Source organism: Bradyrhizobium sp. SZCCHNR1017 (assembly GCF_032381375.1).
Classification (GTDB): domain Bacteria; phylum Pseudomonadota; class Alphaproteobacteria; order Rhizobiales; family Xanthobacteraceae; genus Bradyrhizobium.
Genome location: NZ_JAUHIR010000006.1, coordinates 171,652 through 190,677, shown reverse-complemented (window position 1 = coordinate 190,677; position 19,026 = coordinate 171,652). Strand labels below are relative to the sequence as shown.

Annotated in this window: 16 protein-coding genes; 9 read left to right on the top strand and 7 right to left on the bottom strand. The window is 67.0% G+C overall.

Annotation, left to right across the window (positions count from 1 at the left end):
* The first annotated feature begins 10 nt into the window (after positions 1-10).
* Genes QW863_RS17260 through QW863_RS17250 form a run of 3 tightly spaced genes read left to right on the top strand, consistent with a single transcriptional unit; the run spans position 11 to position 3,584 of the window.
* Complete coding sequence (locus QW863_RS17260; protein WP_315715421.1) at positions 11-1,183, top strand: PspA/IM30 family protein; 1,173 nt, start codon at positions 11-13, stop codon at positions 1,181-1,183.
* A gap of 22 nt (positions 1,184-1,205) precedes the next feature.
* The gene (locus tag QW863_RS17255; protein ID WP_315715160.1) at positions 1,206-1,856 is read left to right on the top strand and encodes an OB-fold-containig protein; all 651 of its coding nucleotides are present in this window, start codon (positions 1,206-1,208) and stop codon (positions 1,854-1,856) included.
* A 36-nt stretch (positions 1,857-1,892) separates the two neighbouring features.
* Positions 1,893-3,584, top strand: a complete 1,692-nt coding sequence (locus QW863_RS17250) for a flotillin family protein (protein ID WP_315715161.1) — start codon at positions 1,893-1,895, stop codon at positions 3,582-3,584.
* Positions 3,585-3,849: 265 nt separating this feature from the next.
* On the opposite strand, the gene QW863_RS17245 is transcribed toward QW863_RS17250, so the two are convergent.
* Genes QW863_RS17245 through QW863_RS17235 form a run of 3 tightly spaced genes read right to left on the bottom strand, consistent with a single transcriptional unit; the run spans position 3,850 to position 7,040 of the window.
* Positions 3,850-5,406 (bottom strand): MDR family MFS transporter, encoded by a 1,557-nt coding sequence (locus tag QW863_RS17245; RefSeq protein ID WP_315715162.1) that lies wholly within the window; start codon positions 5,404-5,406, stop codon positions 3,850-3,852.
* Positions 5,407-5,410: 4 nt separating this feature from the next.
* Positions 5,411-6,568: an HlyD family secretion protein gene (locus QW863_RS17240; protein ID WP_315715163.1), complete on the bottom strand. Its 1,158-nt coding sequence runs from the start codon at positions 6,566-6,568 to the stop codon at positions 5,411-5,413.
* A complete protein-coding gene (locus QW863_RS17235) occupies positions 6,561-7,040 on the bottom strand; it encodes a MarR family transcriptional regulator (RefSeq protein WP_315715164.1) in 480 nt (159 codons plus the stop codon). The genes QW863_RS17240 and QW863_RS17235 overlap by 8 nt, the downstream gene beginning before the upstream one ends.
* A 172-nt stretch (positions 7,041-7,212) precedes the next feature.
* On the opposite strand from QW863_RS17235, the gene QW863_RS17230 reads away from it, so the two are divergent.
* The 4 genes from QW863_RS17230 to QW863_RS17215 all read left to right on the top strand — a co-directional run bounded on the left by QW863_RS17230 (position 7,213) and on the right by QW863_RS17215 (position 11,141).
* Positions 7,213-7,704: a Fur family transcriptional regulator gene (locus QW863_RS17230; RefSeq protein WP_315715165.1), complete on the top strand. Its 492-nt coding sequence runs from the start codon at positions 7,213-7,215 to the stop codon at positions 7,702-7,704.
* 194 nt (positions 7,705-7,898) lie between these two features.
* Positions 7,899-8,852, top strand: a complete 954-nt coding sequence (locus QW863_RS17225; protein ID WP_315715166.1) for a DMT family transporter — start codon at positions 7,899-7,901, stop codon at positions 8,850-8,852.
* A gap of 13 nt (positions 8,853-8,865) precedes the next feature.
* A complete protein-coding gene (gene ispG, locus QW863_RS17220; protein ID WP_315715167.1) occupies positions 8,866-10,167 on the top strand; it encodes a flavodoxin-dependent (E)-4-hydroxy-3-methylbut-2-enyl-diphosphate synthase in 1,302 nt (433 codons plus the stop codon).
* A gap of 461 nt (positions 10,168-10,628) precedes the next feature.
* Complete coding sequence (locus QW863_RS17215; RefSeq protein WP_315715168.1) at positions 10,629-11,141, top strand: GNAT family protein; 513 nt, start codon at positions 10,629-10,631, stop codon at positions 11,139-11,141.
* Positions 11,142-12,256: 1,115 nt separating this feature from the next.
* Here the strand turns inward: QW863_RS17215 and QW863_RS17210 are convergent.
* Together QW863_RS17210 and QW863_RS17205 are read right to left on the bottom strand one after the other, a co-directional pair.
* Positions 12,257-13,864, bottom strand: a complete 1,608-nt coding sequence (locus QW863_RS17210; RefSeq protein WP_315715169.1) for a Na+/H+ antiporter — start codon at positions 13,862-13,864, stop codon at positions 12,257-12,259.
* Positions 13,865-13,894: 30 nt separating this feature from the next.
* Positions 13,895-14,269 (bottom strand): nuclear transport factor 2 family protein, encoded by a 375-nt coding sequence (locus QW863_RS17205; RefSeq protein WP_315715170.1) that lies wholly within the window; start codon positions 14,267-14,269, stop codon positions 13,895-13,897.
* A 219-nt stretch (positions 14,270-14,488) separates the two neighbouring features.
* On the opposite strand from QW863_RS17205, the gene QW863_RS17200 reads away from it, so the two are divergent.
* Entirely contained in the window at positions 14,489-16,384 is a 1,896-nt protein-coding gene (locus tag QW863_RS17200; RefSeq protein WP_315715171.1) for a caspase domain-containing protein, read from the top strand.
* On the opposite strand, the gene QW863_RS17195 is transcribed toward QW863_RS17200, so the two are convergent.
* Positions 16,385-17,077 (bottom strand): DUF1345 domain-containing protein, encoded by a 693-nt coding sequence (locus QW863_RS17195; RefSeq protein ID WP_315715172.1) that lies wholly within the window; start codon positions 17,075-17,077, stop codon positions 16,385-16,387.
* Positions 17,078-17,086: 9 nt separating this feature from the next.
* On the bottom strand, positions 17,087-18,010 hold the full coding sequence (locus QW863_RS17190; protein ID WP_315715173.1) for a farnesyl diphosphate synthase: 924 nt from the start codon (positions 18,008-18,010) through the stop codon (positions 17,087-17,089).
* Between the two features lie 185 nt (positions 18,011-18,195).
* Between QW863_RS17190 and QW863_RS17185 the strand changes: the two genes are divergently transcribed.
* Entirely contained in the window at positions 18,196-18,867 is a 672-nt protein-coding gene (locus QW863_RS17185) for a transglycosylase domain-containing protein (RefSeq protein ID WP_315715422.1), read from the top strand.
* Positions 18,868-19,026: the final 159 nt, after the last annotated feature.

Sequence of the window (19,026 nt, the reverse complement as noted above, 5' to 3'; positions counted from 1 at the left end):
AGTGTTTCCTATGGCCGGAAGCGCCCACGATCAGGCTGTTCGCTACCGTCTGCTCCTCTCCCCCGAGGCGCGGGACGCGATCGAGGCGACCTTCGCCGACTATGCCCGGATGATGGACATGCTCGACGAGATCGCTGCTGGCAAAGGCATCGGCGCCAATCTCGTCACGCTGCACGGCCATGCCTACGACCCGATCCGCAAGGCCACGCGGCTGCCGTCGCGCCTCGTCACGCTCGGCTTGCGCGACCGTGCCGCCTATCGCGCCGCCTCGAATCCGCGGCTGCCGCTCGACGACCGTCTGGTGAATGTCAGGAATGCCGGCATGTTGTCGCTCGGCACCGCGCGCGGTCGCATCGCGATCCCGTTCGAGGTGACCGGCTACGTCGCGGGCTGGCCGCACGCGACGCCGGCGCAGCTCGTGCGAACGGACGAAGATGACTTCGAAGTCCATTTCGGCGTTACCGCAACGTCACACGCTCGTCTCAGCCCAACCGTCAGCCCACGAAAGGACCACGTCATGCTCGCCGAACACGCGCCGGCCCCCGACACGCTCCTGTCACGCGCCGGGCGCCTCATCGCCGGGATCGCCTATGGAGCGATCGAAAAGGCCGAGGACAAGAACCGGGTCGCGCTGGTCAGCCAGGCGATCCGCGAGATCGAGCAGGCCGAGCGCGAATCGCGCGAGAGCCTGTCGCATGCGCGCGCGGAGGAATATCGGCTCAATGCACGCCGCGCCGAGATCGAGCGCGAGACGACCGTGCTGGCCGAGCAGATCCGCGTCGCCATCGCCGAGCACCGCGACGATCTCGCCCGCGCCGGCATCGCCCGGCAGATGGATCTCGAAGCCCAGTTCGAGGTGCTGTCGAAGGCGATCGACGAGAATGCCGAGCGCATCGATGCGGTGCTGACGACCCTGCGTGCGATTCTGTCGAGCCTGCAGGACGCGCAGGCGCGTCTCGCCGAGCTGGAGCACAGCGAGGCGCTCGCCGACCAGCCGAAGGCCGCATCGCGCAAGGGGCCGGATGCCGGCCTCGCCAAGGCCGCGCGCGCCTCCCGCGTCATCGCCCGCGCCACCGGCGTGCCGGAAGGCATCCCGCCGTCGCCCGACATCGACGAATTGTCGAAGCTGAAGCGTGACAAGGACATCGCCGAGCGGCTGGCGCGGCTGAAATCGCAGAATTGAGCGGGCGGGGGCGCGTCGTCCCATGACCATCGTCGACCATTTCATGCAACCCGAGGTGCGGCCGTTCGCGATTGCCGCCGTGATGATCGTTCTGGTCGGCGGCGTCGAGATCGGCTCGATGCTGATCGGCCTGTCGATCAGCGAGTTGCTCGGCCAGACCGTCGATCTCGGTCACGACGGCCACAGCACCAGCGTCGGCCACGTGCTGTCCTGGATCAATGTCGGCGGCGTGCCGCTGATGATCTGCATCCTGCTCGCGCTCGGCATCTTCTCGATCACGGGCTTTCTGATCCAGGATGCCGCGCGGCTGGTGGCGGTGGCGCTGCCGCCAACGGCCGCGGGCGTGCTCGCCGCCGTCGTCACGGTGCCGCTGTTGCGGCGCTCGACGCGCTACGCGGCGCGGCTGGTGCCGCAGGATGAGAGCTATGCGGTCGGGCTGTCCGATCTCGTCGGCCGCATCGGCGAGGTGGCGGTCGGCCCGCTCGATGGCGGGCTGCCCGGCCGCGTCCGCGTCAAGGATGTCCACGGCAACTGGCACATGGTGACGGCCTCGGCCGCGCCGGATTCGCCGTCATTGCCGGTGGGCGCGTCGGTTCTCCTCGTCGACCGCAAGGATGGCCGCTTCATCGCGATCGCCGCAGCCGACGAACTCACGAACTCCAAGACACTTTAGCTCCAAGACACTTTCCTCAACCCGAAAGTAAATCCCATGTTTGATCTGGTTCTGCCTGCGTCGATCGGCGTTGTGCTGCTGGTCGTTCTCGGCACTGTCTTTGCCGTTCTCTACCATCGGTCCACCCGCGACGAGGCGTTCGTGCGCACCGGCCTGGGCGGCAAGAAGGTGGTGCTCGACGGCGGCGCCGTGGTGCTGCCGATCTTCCACTCCATCGCGCGCGTCAACCTCAAGACCTTGCGGCTCCGCGTCGAGCGCTCGAAGAAGGATTCGCTGATCACCAAGGACCGCATGCGCGTCGACATCGACGCCGAGTTCTACGTGCGCGTGAAGCCCGACGTGGATTCGATCGCACTGGCGGCGCAGACCCTCGGCGCCGTCACCAACAATGCCGAATTGCTGCGCGACCAGGTCGAGGCCAAGTTCGTCGACGGCCTGCGCTCGGTCGCGGCCACGATGGAGCTGTTGGACCTGCAGGAGAAGCGCTCGGATTTCGTCAAGCACGTCCAGGCCGCAGTCGAGGCCGACGTGCAGTCCAACGGCCTGGAGCTGGAATCGGTCTCGCTGACCAAGCTCGACCAGACCGACATCTCGTTCTTTAATGCCGAGAACTTCTTCGACGCCGAAGGCCTGACGCTGTTGAAGACGGTCACCGAGACGCGGCGCCGCGACCGCAACGCGATCGTGCGCGACAACGAGGTCGCGATCGCGCAGAAGGACCTCGAGGCGCGCCAGCTCACGCTCCAGATCGAGCGCACCAAGAAGGAGGCCGAGCTCAGCCAGGAGCGCGACATCGCCAACAAGACCGCGAGCACCCGCGCCGAGGTCGCAAGCGCGACGCAGACGGCGTGGCAGACCGAGGAGAATGCGCGCATCGAGGCGCAGCAGAAGATCGCGCAGCGCGAGGCGGAAGCCTTGAAGGTGCGCGAGACCGCGGCGATCGAAAGCAATCTCGCGATCAACCGCCGCAAGACCGACGCCGACCGCGAGATCCAGATCGCCACCCAGGACAACGACATCCAGATCGCGACCAAGAGCAAGGAAACCTCGGAGGCGCGCGCGGTGGCCAAGGCGGCCGAGGCGCTTGCGGTCTCCGCGGAGGAAAAGGTGACGACGGCGCGCGCCATCGAAATCGCCGACCGCGAACGTCAGACCGCGGTCATGGCAGCGCGGAAAGAGGCCGAGCAGCGCTCGACCGGCATTACCGTTGCCGCCGAGGCAGAAAAGCGCGCCGCGGTCGATCGCGGCGCGGCGGCCAAGACCCTGGCCGAAGCGGAGGCCGAGGCCAACAAGATCAAGGCCGTCGGCGTGCGCCAGATCGGCGAGGCGGAAGCCGCGGTCATCCTGATGAAGAACGAAGCCCAGAACAAGCTCGGCAGCAACGTGATCGATTTCGAGCTCGCCAAGCAGCGCATCGCGACCATGCCGGCCGCGCTCGGCGAGATGGTCAAGCCGATCGCCAATCTGAAGGACGTTCGCATCCTGCACACCGGCGGCGCGTTCGGCGGCAATGGCGGTGCCGGCGGCAATGTCGGCTTCGGCGAAGGCCTCGCCGGCGAACTGCTGCGCGTGCACGCGCTGAAGCCGTTGATCGACGAGATCCTGGTGCAGTCCGGCTTCAAGCCCGGCGACGATCCGGTGCAGGCGCTGGCCGGCGTGATCCTGCCGACGACCGAGGCCCAGCCCGCTGCCGCACCGGCGAAGATCGAGCCGCTGCAGAAGCCGTAGGCCAAAATGTGAAAAGGGAGGCCCCGGGGCTGGGGGCGGCGCTGGAGGAGCCACCGCCCCCGCCCGGCACATCACGAGTGGGGCGCTCATGAGGTACAGTCCCTGCGCGCAACTCATACGCAGAGAACCGAGTGGGGTGAGCAGAAGATAGCCGGAAACGCGCCGGATTGAAGTTACAAATCCATCACGTCGTGGTCACCTTTTTGCTATCCCGGCCCCACCCTGTCTCAACAGGCGCGCGCATTTTCCGTCGCGGGGGAAGCGGTCACTCCATGACGGCGTGGTCGGCCGGGGCGGACTGCGCGCGCAACGCGGTGCGCGTCGAGCCGATCATGACCGCGAGCGGGATCGAGACCAGGATGAACGTCATGACCAGCTGATAGTCGTGCGAGAATGCCAGGATCTGCGCCTGTACGGTCACCATCGCGTCGGCCATCGCGCGCCCGGCATCGGTGGACAGGTTCAGGAGGCCGGCAACATTGGGCATTTGCAGCGCGTGATTGAACGGGTTGATGTGCTCGACCAGGATCGCGTGGTTGCGCCGTGTTCCCTCGGTGAGCTGCGCGATCGCGATCGAGATGCCGATCGAGCTTGCGACATTTCGCACCAGGGTCAGCATCGAGGTTCCATCAGTCCGCAACTCGCCCGGCAAGGTCAGGAATGCCACGGTCGAAAGCGGCACGAACACGAGGCCGAAGCCGAACCCCTGCATGATGCTGATGGTGATGATCTCGGGCACGCCGGTCTGGTCGGTCCACGCCGTCATCTGGAACAGCGACACTGCGGTCAGCGCCAGGCCGACGATGATCAGCGTGCGCGCCTCGATATAGCGCAAGAGACGCCCGACCAGCATCATCGCGACGAAGGTGCCGCAGCCGCGGGTCGCGAGCAGCACGCCGGCGGTGATGATGGGATAGCCAATGACGTTCTGCAGGAACGGCGACGACAGCGCCATGGTCGAGAACAGCACGAGGCCCATCACGGTCATGAACACGCAGCCGCCGACGAAATTGCGGTCCTTGAACAGCGCGAACTGGATGAACGGCCGCTGCGTCGTCAGCGAATGCGCCAGGAAGTAATAGAAGCCGACGGCGGCGATGATGAACTCGATGATGATCTCGTTGCTCTCCAGCCAGCCCTGATCCTCGCCGCGGTCGAGCGCGATCTGCAGCGAGCCGATGCCGATGGCGAGCGCCGCGAAACCGAACCAGTCGAAGGTCAGCTCCGCGTTCGGCTTGGTCTCCTCCATGAACGCCATCAGGCCGAGCACGGTCACGGCGCCGAACGGCAGGTTGACGAAGAACACCCAATGCCAGGAATAGGTCTCGGTCAGCCAGGCGCCGAGCGACGGCCCCATGATCGGGCCGAGCATCACGCCCATGCCCCAGATCGCCATCGCCTTGGCGCGCTCATGCAGCGCGTAGGAGTCGAGCATGACCGCCTGCGACAGCGGCACCAGCGAGGCGCCGAACACGCCCTGCAGGAGGCGGAACAGCACCATCTGGGTGATGTCCTGGGCGAGCCCGCACATCACGGAGGCGATGGTGAAACCGGCCGAACAGACGATGAAGGTGCGCTTGCGGCCGAAGCGGTTGGCGATCCATCCCACCGGAGCGGTCATGATCGCGGCCGCGACGATGTAGGACGTCAGCACCCAGTTGATCTGGTCTTGCGAGGCCGACAGCGTGCCCTGCATGTAGGGCAGCGCGACGTTGGCGATGGTGGTGTCGAGCGCCTGCATGATCGTCGCCGTCATGGCGCAGATCGTCACCATGTTCCGGCGGAAGCCCGGAACTGCGGATGAGGCCGCCGGCGCGGTCATGACGCTACTCGTCCTTGTCCGCCGCGTGCGCCGATCCGAACAGCCCGGCCAGCGTGCGCTCGTGGCCGGTATCGATCGACACGTTGACGCTCATGCCGGCCTTGAGCTTCGCGACGAACCTGTCGGCCTTGTCGAAATAGATCCGGACCGGCACGCGCTGCACGACCTTGACGAAATTGCCGCTTGCATTTTGCGGCGGCAGGATCGCGAACTGCGCGCCGGTGCCCGGCGACAGCGAGCCGACCGTGCCCTTGAAACGGTGGTTGGGGAAGGCATCGACGTCGAGCTCGACCGGCTGGCCGACCGCGACATAGGTGAAGTCGCTCTCCTTCGGGTTGGCGTCGACCCAGGGATTGCTGATGTCGATCACCGAGAACACCGGCGTGCCCGCGGCCACGAAGCGGCCGAGCTGGATCTGGTCGACCTGCGTCGCGATGCCCGGCATCGGCGCGCGCAAGGTGGTGTGGTCGAGGTCGCGCTGCGCGTCGTCCAGCTTGGCCTTTGCCTGGACGTAAGGCGGGAACTGCTCCAACGGCAGATCGGGATTGCCGAGCAGCTGCGTTTTCGCGTTCGACAGCTGCTGCTTGATGTACTGCGCCTGTGCGCCGGCGGTCACCAGCGCATTCGCGGCATTGTCGAGGTCGAGCTGCGAGCCGAAATTGCTCTTGGCGAGCGTCTGCTTGCGCTCGACGTCCTTCTGCTTCAGGTCGATGCCCTGCTGGGCGAGATCGAGCATCTGGCCGTAGATCTTGATGTTGGCGGTGAGGTTGTCATAGCTGATGCGCGCCTGCTCCAGCGCCGCCTTGGCCTGGTCGACCGCCAGGCGATAGGGCACGGGGTCGATCTCGAACAGCTCGTCGCCCTTCTGCACCTGCTGGCCTTCCTTGACGACGACCTTGACGATCTTGCCGGAGATGTCTGGGGTGATGAGCACCTTCTGGGCGCCGACATAGGCGTCGTCGGTCGTCACGTAGCGGCCGCCATTGAGATACAGCACGAGGCCGCCGATGGCGGCGACGAGCGGCAGCACGACCAGCAGCAGCGTGCGACGGTAGCGGCGCAGCAATCCGGGGCGCGCCGGCTTCGCGTCGGCGGCCGCGGGCGGCGCCGCATCCGGGCTGGCCTTCTGGTCGGGGGCGAGTTTCAGGGCGGGCTCAGCCATAGCGCTGCTCCTTTCGCTGCTCGTCGCACAGCGACTGCAGGGCGTTTCTCACGTTTTCCTTGATGGCTTCGAGATGGGTCATCAGCCGCTCGGCATCACCGGCGCTGATGCCCTGGAGGGCGGTGTCGGTCAGATCGCCGCGCAGCACTGCGAGCTTCGCGAGCAGCGGGCGCGCGGCCTTCTTCAGATAGAGCCGGTTGACGCGGCGGTCGCTGTCGTCGCCGCGCCGCTCGATCAGCCCGGCCTCGGCGAGCTTGTCGATCAGCCGTGTCAGCGTGATCGGCTGCATCTCCATCTGCTCGGCGAGCTCGGACTGCTTCATCCCCTCGTAGCGCTCGACCTTCGCCAGCACGGCCCATTGCGCGCGGGTCATGCCGAAGCGCGCCGCCTCCTTGTCGGCATAGGCGCGCACCAGGCGCTGCAGCTCGCCGAGCGTAAACAGGAAGTTCACGTCCACCGACGTGCGGGTCATGGCTGATCTCGATTCCAAGAGGGGAACTAAGCTTTGGCTGTAATGAGCCTCGGATATGATAAGCAAGCTTATGAATATTTGATGGCTCTGCCGAGCGCACCCGCCCCGCCGCAGATGCATGGCTCGGCCGCGGCCTTTGGCGAGACCGGCCCGAGATGCTAGATTGTCGGCAATGACCCTCGCAAAGCCCACCTTCCCGGCGCCGGACCACGACCATGGCCGCTGCGCGGCCGATGCCCTGGACCATGCCGAGCGCATCTGCGCCCAGCGCGGCCAGAAGTTCACGCAGCAGCGCCGCCAGGTGTTGGAGGCGCTGCTGTCGAGCCACCGGCCGCTCGGCGCCTACGAGATCATCGAGGAACTTGCCAAGGTCGCCGCGCGGCCGGCGCCGATCACAGTCTATCGCGCGCTCGAGTTCCTGATGGCGAACGGCCTGGTGCACCGCATCGAGAGCCGCAACGCCTTCCTCGCCTGCGCCCATGACCACGAGCAGACCGCGCTGGTGGCGTTCCTGATCTGCGAGAGCTGCGGCGCCGTCGGCGAGGTACCGGCGGCTCCGATCGCGGAAAGCCTGAAGCTGGCCGCCGCGGCATCGGGCTTCACGCCGAAACTGTCGGTCGTCGAGATCACCGGGCTGTGCGCCCATTGCCAGAAGGCGGCGTGAGAACGCTCACTGCGGCCCAAGCTGTACACGTGTGAATGACCGTCGTATTCGAGTTTCTGCGCGAGACCGGTGCGCGCAGGGAGAGGCCAGCACCGCCGCTCTACGTCCGCATCATCTCCGACCGACCAAGACAAAGCTGACCACACCTTGATGGCGGTCCAGAAAACGAAACGCGCCAGGGAGCCAACGTCCTCGTGTCCGCAACGTCAACCTCATCCGCCGCGACCCGGCCGCTCGGCCTGGGCGCGATCGCCGTCATCCTCGTGCTGTGCCTGTCCTGGGCGTTCAACCAGATCGCTGTGAAGCTCGCGCTGCCTGAAATTCCGCCGCTGCTGCAGGCCACCTTCCGTTCGCTCGGTGCGCTGCCGGTGCTGCTGGTGTTCGCGCGGGTGCGCGGCGTGAAGATGTTCGAGCGCGACGGCACGCTGGGGCTCGGCCTGGTGGCAGGCCTGCTGTTCGGCTTGGAATTCGTGCTGATCTATCAGGGCCTGCTGCTGACCTCGGCGTCGCGCGCCATCGTGTTCCTGTATACCGCGCCGTTCTTCGTCGCGCTCGGCTCGTTCCGCTTCCTCGGCGAACGGATGGGGCCGGCGCAATGGGGCGGGCTGGCGCTCAGCTTCACCGGTGTGGCGCTGGCGATCGGCATTCCCCAGGCCGATGTCGACGGCCGCGTGCTGCTCGGCGATCTCCTGGTGGTCGGCGGCGGCCTGCTCTGGGGCGTGACCACGGTGTTCGTCAAAGGCACCCGGCTGCGCTTCATCGCGCCCGAGCGGGCATTGGGGTACCAGGTGGCGGTCTCCGTCCCGATCATGGCCCTGGCGGCGCTCATTGCCGGGGAGCGGTTGACCCAGGTTCCCAGCCCGTTCGTGATCGGCCTGATGGCCTACCAGTCGATCTGGGTGGTCGGGACCACGTTCACGATCTGGTTCGCCCTGATCAAGGCCTACTCGGCCAGCAAATTGTCGGCATTTACCTTCATCACCCCTTTATTCGGGGTGGTGGCGAGCTATTTCATCCTGCATGACGCCCTGACCCTGGCCTTTGGCCTGGCTGCCGTGCTTGTGATCGTTGGGCTTTTTCTCGTAAACCGCCCGAACCGCGTGGTCCTGGCCGCGACTGATCCATTGCTGAATGTCACCAAAACCTGATATCCGAGCGCCCATGAACAAGCCCGAGATCCTGACCGAGAACACTTCAGCGTCCGATGTCGCCGGACCCGCTCCCCGGCATCGGACCACCCGCGTCATGGTCGGCAACGTCGCCGTCGGCGGCGGCGCCCCGATCGTGGTGCAGTCGATGACCAACACCGACACCGCCGACGTCGACCAGACGGTGGCCCAGGTTGCAGCGCTGGCGCGCGCCGGGTCCGAGATGGTCCGCATCACGGTCGACCGCGAGGAGGCCGCCGCGGCCGTCCCGCAGATCCGCGAGCAGCTCGACAAGCGCGGCATCACCACGCCCCTGATCGGCGACTTCCACTATATCGGCCACAAGCTGCTGACCGACTATCCAGCCTGCGCCGAGGCGCTGGCGAAATACCGCATCAATCCCGGCAATGTCGGCTTCAAGGACAAGCGGGACACGCAGTTCTCGACCATCATCGAGCTCGCCAACAAATACGGCAAGCCGGTGCGCATCGGTGCCAATTGGGGCTCGCTCGATCAGGAGCTGCTCAGCAAGCTGATGGACGAGAACGCCGCCTCCGCGAACCCGCGCGATGCGCGCGCGGTGATGCGCGAAGCCATGGTGCAGTCGGCATTGCTGTCGGCCGCCCGGGCCCAGGAGCTCGGCATGCCGAAGGACCGCATCATCCTGTCGGCCAAGGTCTCGGCCGTGCAGGACCTGATCGCGGTCTATCAGGACCTCGCCGCACGCTCCGACTACGCCATCCATCTCGGCCTCACCGAGGCCGGCATGGGCTCGAAGGGCATCGTCGCCTCCTCGGCGGCGCTCGGCATCCTGCTGCAGCAGGGCATCGGCGACACCATCCGCATTTCGCTGACGCCCGAGCCCGGCGGCGACCGCACCCTCGAGGTGCAGGTCGCGCAGGAGCTGTTGCAGACCATGGGCTTCCGCACCTTCGTGCCGCTGGTCGCGGCCTGCCCCGGCTGCGGCCGCACCACCTCGACCACGTTCCAGGAGCTGGCGCGCTCGATCCAGGACTTCATCCGCGAGGAGATGCCGGCCTGGAAGACGCAATATCCCGGCGTCGAGGCGCTCAACGTCGCCGTCATGGGCTGCATCGTCAACGGCCCCGGCGAATCCAAGCATGCCAATATCGGCATCTCCCTGCCCGGCACTGGCGAAGCCCCGGCCGCGCCGGTCTTCGTCGACGGCAAGAAGTTCCGCACCCTGCGCGGCCCCACCATCGCGGCCGACTTCAAGGCGCTCGTCATCGACTACATCGACCAGCGCTACGGCAGCGGCGCGAAAGCGCCGGAGAACGTGACCGCGGCGGAGTAGGGCGGCACGCTGGTCCCGGCTCATCCAGCGGCGCCTCCTGTGTCGCTGGGTTGATCGCGCGGTTGCTTGCGGCGAGAAGGCCTGACCATTCGTTACTCCGTCATGCCCGGGCTTGTCCCGGCCATCCACGTCGTTCCGAGGATGCCGAGCGGCGTGGATGGCCGGGACGAGCCCGGCCATGACGATGTGGCAACAGACGGGCGCACAACTCCGATCGTCATATGCGATCGCTCTGTCGCAGGCGGGGAGCTTGAGAACGAGTCCGCAGCTAGATTTCATGTCCAATCGGCCTGCCGTGAGAGCGACAGCCGACCTGCAACCGACGGCTGCTTGTGCCGCGCGCCGCGGTCTGAAATTTTCGCGCGCGGATCGGCTGCAGCCGACGTAATCGGACGCGCCGGCGCCGCCCCACTGCCGCCCGCATGATCAGCACCTTGAGGCCTGCTGAAGAGGACGCCTCGATGACTCTCGATATCCGCGAAATGGAACTTGCCGAGACCTCGCTGGTCATCGACTACTTCTATTCGTCGAGCATCGAGCAACTCGACCTGATGGGCATCGACCCGACGCGGATGCCGACCAGGCCGGTGTGGGCCGGACTCTTCCAGACCCTGTACGAGACGCCGTTGGCTGAGCGCGCGGCGCTGCTGGTGATCTGGCGGCTCGACGGCCGCGCCATCGGCTTTTCCAGCTGCGACCGCATCGTCTACGGCAACCGCGCCCACATGCACCTGCACGTCACCGAACCGGAGCTGCGCGGCCGCGGCCTCGGCACTGCATGCGTCCGCCGCAGCATCGATTTCTATTTCGAGAGGTTGCGGCTCAAGCAGCTGTTCTGCGAGCCGCACGCCTACAACACCGCCCCCAACCGCGCGCTGCAAAAGGCCGGCTTCCGTTACCTGAAGACCTACAAGACCGTGCCGGGTCCGATGAACTACCATCAGGCGGTGACGCGCTGGATGATCGAGCGGTGAGGATGTGCGTTGCGCACGTGTCATTCGCGTGCAGCACCTGACATCGATGAAATTATGCCCGGCTCTCTCCGCGCCGTCATTCCGGGGCATTCGCGCGCAAAATGGCGAAGCCATTTTGAAGCAGCGCGAATGAGCCCGGAATCCATAACCACAGGCGGTCGTTGGTCGAAGATGGGCGCCATAGGCATCCCGCCTCCTCGTAACCGCTTGTGGCTATGGATTCCGGGCTCGCGCTCCGCGCGCTCCGGAATGACGCGTGGAGAGCGCGTGCTTCCTTCTGCGCCGGTGCAGGCGCAGCCAGCGCTGATGTGCCCGTCGCGTTACCATGTCGCACCTCCGGGCCTTGTGCCGTCGGGCAAATCAGATCGATGCTTCCGCCCGTCCCGCCTCACTCACGAGGGGCGCTTCGCGGTCGTCACGAACGTGGAGGCGGGATGCGGTGGACGCGACGTGGCGCAGCGAGCTTCAGTGCTTGCGGACGAACGTCATGGCGCGGACGGTCAAGTCGCATGGTCCTGACACCCCGATGCTGATGCCAAGCTGGCGGTGATGATCCGCTGGTGACGGGGGCAAACAAGCCCGGTCCCCGGGGAGAATGCGAAGCAGCCGTTAAAACCATCGCGCGGGGAAGGCCGGGTCTTGTCCGGCTGAACCTGTGGTACCTGCCGCCTGCATTCTTTTCGCAGACGGGCCACGGGCCTCAGTCGGGGCCCGGCCTTCCCTGCGCCCTCCGACGAGAGAGGGCGAAACTGATCAACGCTCGGACGCGAAAAGCGGGCGCGAGGATGAGGCGCCATGTTCGACAACCTCCGCTGTCGTCCCGGGCAAGCGGGCCAACGCGCATGCGTTGGTGCGGCGCCGACCTGGGATCCATTCACACCGAAGCCGATGTGAGCCACGCTGGCCCTGCGAGATGTGCGACCCACCAAGCGCTTGTGGTTATGAATCCCGGCGTTCGCCGGGATGACAGTGGTGGTTTGGGAAACGGCTCGGGCCATAGCCGTCATTGCGAGCGCAGCGAAGCAATCCAGAATCCTTGCGCGGCCCTGGATTGCTTCGCTGCGCTCGCAATGACGGCATGCATGCTGCAAGACCGCGCTCTGCAACTCACCTGCCTACAACGGCAGCTCGCCATACGACCGGTTGGCGAGGCTCGCTTCCTCCAGATCGAGATCGCGCTCGATGCGGCGGCGGGTTTCGTCGGTGATCTTGCCGTCGCGCAGCATCACATGGATGAATTTGCGTTCCGCCGTGATCAGCTCGCGGGTCAGCTCGATGCCGAGCGCGGATGCGTCGTTGTCCTCGGGCTTCAGACCTTCCGGGAGCTGGTTGGTCCGGACCTCGTGGCGCGCCCGCAGCAGCCGCACCACCTCGTCCGACAGCTCGCGATCGCTGGTCATCGTCTCCAGCGACCGCAAGGCGCCGTCGAGCGCCTCGCGCCGGGCCGCGATCTCCTGCTCATGCTCGCGCTGATGCTCGGCGCGACCCTGGTTGCCGACCCCGAGCCACTGCACGACGGCCGGCAGGGTCAGGCCGAGGCCGATCAGGGTGAAGAAGATCACGCCGAAGGCGATGAACAGGATCTGGTCGCGATAGGGAAACGCGTCGCCAGTCGACAGCGTCAGCGGAAGCGCCAGCGCGGTGGCGAGCGAGACCGTGCCGCGCACGCCGGTGAAGCCGATGATGAAGGTCTGCCGCCACGGTGGCAGCGGATCGCGCGCGCGCAGCGAACTGCTCAGGAGGCGCGGCAGGATGGTCGCCGGGAAGGTCCAGGCGAAGCGCGCGATCACGACGATGGCGAGCACCAGCGCGGTCGCGATCATGATGTCGTCGAGCGGAAAGACCTTCGACTTCTCGTAGATCAGCCGCATCTGGAAGCCGGTCAGCAGGAACAGCATGCCCTCGATGAGGTAGATCATCAGGTCCCAGAAGAAGATGCCCTGCAGGCGGGTCGCCGAGGAGATCCACAGCGGTCCGTTCCAGCTCATGTAGAGGCCGCAGGCCACCGTCGCGATCACGCCGGAGCCGCCGACATGCTCGGGGATCCAGAACGCGAGGTAGGGCGTCAGCACGGACAGGGTGATCTCGACCTGCGGGTCGCGCGCATAGTGCCGGGCGCGCAGCATCAGCCAGCCGACGCCGATGCCGAACGCGATCTCGCCGACCACGATCAGGCCGAACTCGCCGGCCGCGACCGGAAAGGAGAAGGCGCCGGTGGTGATGGCGGCCACCGCGAAGCGATAGAGGATCAGCGCGGTCGCGTCATTGGCGAGGCCCTCGCCTTCGAGAATGACCATGACCCGGCGCGGCAGGTGCAGCCGGCGGGCGATGGCGAGCGGCGCCACCACGTCGGGCGGCGCAACGATGGCGCCGAGCAGGAAGCCGAGGCTCCAGGGCAGGCCGAGAAGATAGTGGGTCGCGGTGGCCACCATGGAGGCGGTGAAGATCACGCAGCCGACCGCGAGCAGCACGATCGGCCGCAGATTGCGCTTGAACTCGCGCCAGCTCATCGCGACGCTCGACGAATAGATCAGCGGCGGCAGCACCACCAGCAGCACGAGCTCGGGCGGCAGCGCGAACGCCGGCATCGTCGGCACGAAGGCGAGCGCGATGCCGGCGAGCATCAGGAGGATCGCCGGCGCGAGATTGGCGCGTCGCGCGATCAGGGCGGTTCCCGCCAACACGGCCAGCAGGATCAGGAATATCTGAAAGTGAGCTTCCATGGCTGGGGGCTTGGCGTCGTCGCGCCGGCGTCAATCCCGGAAGTCGTAGCGGTAGGACTTCGACACGATCTGCCAGCCGTCCTTCAGTTTCATCGCCACGAGATAGTCGGTGAAATAGCGCGGCGGCAGCTGGCAGCGCACCTTGATGAAGGCCGTCTTGTCGTCCGAACGATCGATGGTGACGATGAAGTCCTCGCGCGGCTTGCCCTCAGCCTTGGCCGATGGGCGCTTGCGCACCCAGGCCAGCCAGTCCGGCACGGTCAGGATCTTGAGTTCGCCATTCTCGACCCAGCGCAGGTCCGCGGTGGGGTGGAACACGGCACCGAGCTTGTCGGCGTCGCCCTCGTAGAGCGCATCGAAATAGCCCTGAACGACGGCCTCGACGGTGGAACGGTCTGTGCTCACGGCCAACTCCCTGGGAACCTGGACAAACAAGGATCGCATTTTCGATGCAAAACGGCGCTTGGCAAGGCATGAACTGGCGCCATTGCGCCAGCGACAGACTATAATGGCCGAGGCCAGGTCGATCGGGAATAAATCTGCGTGATCCCGGTCACAAGCCCAATGGGCTGCACTCTGATAGGCAGGTCCCAGCAGGTCTCCCAGCGGTATGGGGTAGGTACGATGTCTTGGTCACTTCGATTGGGCGGTTACATCCTGGCGGGAGCGCTGCTGCTGGTCGGCCACCCCGCGCTCGCCGACAAGCGGGTGGCGCTCGTCATCGGCAATTCCGCCTATCAGAACGTGCCGCAACTGACGAACCCCGCCAATGACGGCGCGGTGATGACGGCGACCTTCAAGAGCGCGGGCTTCGATGTCGTCGATTACCGGCGCGATCTGACCGCGCGGGAGACCAGGCGGGCCTTGCGCGATTTCGCCGACGCCGCCCGCGATGCCGATATTGCGGTGGTCTACTACGCCGGCCACGGCATGGAGGTCGAAGGGGCGAACTATCTGATCCCGATCGACGCCCGGCTCGAGCGTGACACCGACGTCTATGACGAGACGCTGTCGCTCGACCGTATTCTGGTCGCCGTCGAGCCGGCGAAGAAGCTGCGCCTGGTCATTCTCGACGCCTGCCGCGACAACCCGTTCACGCGCAACATGCAGCGGACGGTGGCGACCCGCAGCCTCGGCCGCGGCCTCGCCAAGGTCGAGCCGACCAGCCCGAATACGCTGATCGCCTATTCCGCCAAGGCCGGCTCGACCGCGCAGGACGGCGACGGCAAGAACTCGCCGTTCACCCTGGCGCTGTCGCGGCACATCGCGACCCCCGGCCTCGACGTCCGCAAGGCGTTCGGCTTCGTCCGCGACGAGGTGCTGAAAGCGACCGCCAACCGCCAGGAGCCGTTCGTGTACGGCTCGCTCGGCGGCGAGGACGTGCCGCTGGTCCCTGGCGTGCCGCGCGTCGTCACGCAGATGCCGGTGACGCCGCCGCCGAGCCCGCAGGCCGACATCCGGCGCGATTACGAGCTCGCGATGCAGGTCGGCAACAAGGGCGCGCTGAACGCCTTCCTGGCGCAATATCCCGACGGATTCTACGCCAGCCTTGCCAAGTTGCAGCTCGACAAGCTCGCCGCCGAGGAGAATCGCGCCGCCGCTTCCGAAAAGGCCCGCGCCACCGAGGCCGAGCGGGCGCGGCTCGCCGCCGAGGGCGCGCGCAAGGAGACGCTCGCCAAGGCGGAGGCCGAGGCCAGGGCGGCGGAGCAGGCTCGGATTGTCGCTGAGAAGGCTAATCAGGTGGCGCAGCAGCAGGCGGCCGAAGCCGAGAAGAAGCGCGGTGAGCAGCAGCTCGCGGCGGTCGACAATCCGCGCGCGGCGACCTCGCCCGGCGCGCCCACGCCCGCAGCACCGCAGCAGGGCCAGGTCGCCTCGCTCACCCCGGCCGCGCAGCCCGCCGATCTCGCCAAGTCGGTGCAGCTCGAGCTGCGCCGCGTCGGCTGCCTCACCGAGGATGCCGATGGCGACTGGGGCTCGGCCTCGCGCCGCTCGCTGTCGCAGTTCAACCGCTATGCCGGCACCAAGCTCGATACCCAGGCCGCCTCGGCCGATGCGCTCCAGGCGATCAAGCTCAAGCAGGCGCGCGTCTGCCCGCTGGTCTGCCAGCATGGCACCAAGCCGGACGGCGACCGCTGCGCCCGCATCGTTTGCGCCGAGGGTTCGTTCGTCAACGACGACAATGAATGCGAGAAGCGGCGCGACAGGAAGCCGGTCGCCAAGCGCGATGGCAGCGACGAAGATGTGCCGTCGCGCCGCCGCGCGCGTGCGGCGCCGGATGCCGGCCTGCCGATGCCGGCTCCCGGTGCGGGCGTCGGGGTTGGGATCGGAGGTGGTGGCGGTCTCGGCGTCGGGACGGCCCCGGGCTACACCAAGCCGCAGACGCAAGCCGCCCGGCCGAAGTCGGGCGGGCAGATCTATTGCGACGCCTATCTGTGCCGCGCCGTCAGGCCCGGCTGCCGGCTGGAATATCGCGGCGGCGGCGGCCCGGCCAATAATGCCAGCGTCGAGGTGTGCAACTGATCAGGACGAGATTACGCTGGCGGCGATGTTGACCATCAGGGCGACCAGCGCGGTGTTGTAGACGAACGAGATGATGCCGTGCACGGTCGCGGTGCGGCGGATGATCTTGTCGGTGATGCCGACGTCGGAGACCTGGGCGGTCATGCCGATGATGAAGGAGAAGTAGACGAAGTCCCAGTAGTCGGCGTGCTCGTCCGTGTCGCCGCTCGGGAACTGCAGGCCGCCGGGCTTGGCGCCGCGGTAGTAGTCATGGGCGTAGTGCAGGGCGAAGGTCGCATGCACCGCGGCCCAGGACAGCGAGACGGTGAGCAGCGCCAGCGTCAGCGCCGGAGCGTCGCGCTTGGAAGCGCCGAGCTCGAGCACGATCGCGGCGATGCTGGCGAAGGCGCCGAGCGCCGTGACCAGCAGGATCACGAAACGGCCGTCGTCCTGCATGACCGCCTTGCGGCGGATGTGATGATGCTCGCTGCGCAGCATCATCGCCGCGACCAGCACGAGGTAGAGCGCGGTGAAGATGTCCCAGCTGATCAGGAGCCGCGTGATCAGCCGCAGCGCCGGCGGCAGCAGGAAGAACGCGAAGATCGCGAGGCCCAGCGATATGAAGGTGCGCGGCCGCGCATAGATGACGCGCAGCGCAGCCGGCAGCCGCGTGAAGCGGGCGAGGTCCGGATCGTCGGGATGGACTCCGCCCAATGCCTCGCCTCAGCTCTTGCGTTCGGCGACGAAGTGCGCGGCGGCCCGCAGCACGTCGCCCTTGGCGCCGAAGACCGATAGCGCGGCATCGCCGCGGGCGAGCAGGTCGCGGACGCGCTGCTTGGCGCCCTCGACGCCGAGCTGGGTGACGAAGGTGGTCTTGCCGAGCTCGGCGTCGGCACCGGCTGGCTTGCCGAGGGTGGCGGCATCGCCCTCGACGTCGAGCAGGTCGTCGGCGATCTGGAAGGCTTCGCCGAGCGCGCGGCCGTAGTCGTCGAGCGCCTGGTACTCGGCCGCCGAGGCCTGGCCGAGCAGGGCGCCGGCGATGCAGCCGAAGCGGAGCAGGGCGCCGGTCTTCATCTGCTGGACGCGGGCGACGTCGACCGGGCCACTGTCGCCGAACCGGCCCTCGCCGGCGAGGTCGAGGATCTGGCCGCCGGCCATGCCGCCGACACCGGCGCAGCGGGCCAGCGCCCGGGTCAAAGCGAGGCGGACGCCGGCATCGGGATGGATCTCGTCGCGGGTGATGATGTCGAAGGCGATGGTCAGCAGCGCGTCGCCGGCCAGGATCGCGGTGGCGTCGTCATAGACCTTGTGCAGGGTCGGACGCCCGCGCCGCAGGTCGGAATTGTCCATCGCCGGCAGATCGTCGTGGATGAGCGAGTAGCAGTGGATGCATTCGAGCGCCGCGCCGGTCAGCAGCGCGCCCTTGCGCGGGACGCCGAACACGGCGGCGCTCTCGACCACCAGGAACGGGCGTAGCCGCTTGCCGCCGTTCAGGCTCGAATAGCGCATCGACTCGATCAGCCGCTTCGGCCTGATGATCTCGTCCGCCAGCGGCGCATCGCCGAGGAGCTCGCCGAGCAGGGCTTCGGTCTCTTCCGCGGTCTTGTCCAGGCGTTGGGTGAAGTCGGTGAGGGCCGTCGCAGTCATTTAACAAGAGCTCCAGGGGCAAAATTCGCCGGACAATCGTTGATGGCGGCGACTTCGTCAATTGCCGGAGCGGTGGCGGCTTTCGGCCGCGACGGCGGAAAAAAGCAGGAAACCACATCGAGATGTCGGATAATCCCCTCCAATTGTCCGCCCCCGCGGTGGTCCCAACCGAGCGGCGCCTGCCCTTGCGTACCGTCAGAACCATCCTCGTGATCGCCGTGCTGGTGCTGCTCGTGCCCTATGCGCTGACGCCGTTCTATGCCGTGGGTCACCCCGCCTCGACCCTGATGCTGTGGCGGTCGGTGACGGGGCAGCCGGTGACGCGGCACTGGATCGACCTCTCGGCCATGTCGCCGTATTTGCCGCGCTCGGTGGTGGCCGCGGAGGATGCCAAATTCTGCAGCCATCACGGCATCGACTGGGGCGCGCTGCGCGAGGTCATGGACGATGCCGAGGACGGCGAGGTCTCGCGGGGCGGCTCGACCATCACCCAGCAGGTCGCCAAGAACCTGTTCCTGTGGCAGGGCCGCAGCTATGTTCGCAAGGCGCTGGAACTGCCGCTGGCGCTGTGGATCGACCTCGTCCTCGGCAAGCGGCGCATCCTCGAAATCTACCTCAACATCGCCGAGCTCGGTCCCAGCGGCCAGTTCGGGGTGGAGGCGGGCGCCAATTACGCGTTCAACCGCTCGGCAGCTGGCTTAGGGCCGCGCGAGGCGGCGCTGATGGCCTCGATCCTGCCGAACCCCGTCCGGCGCAGCGCCCGGGCCCCGGGGCCGGGTGTGCGGCGGCTGTCGGCGACCTACATGGTGCGGGCCCAGGCCTCCAGCCTGCAGGCCTGCTGGGGGGAGCGGCGGTGAGGTCCGAGCGGGCGCAATTTTGGCCAAAAATGCCTCGGAGAGCCCTAGCCATGCCGCACCCCTTCCTCTATAAGCGCGGCCTTGATCGGCATCCGGGCTCGCCAGCTTCATGGCTGCAGCCGTCCTTTGCGGACGATGCCTTGCAAAAATACCCTAGAG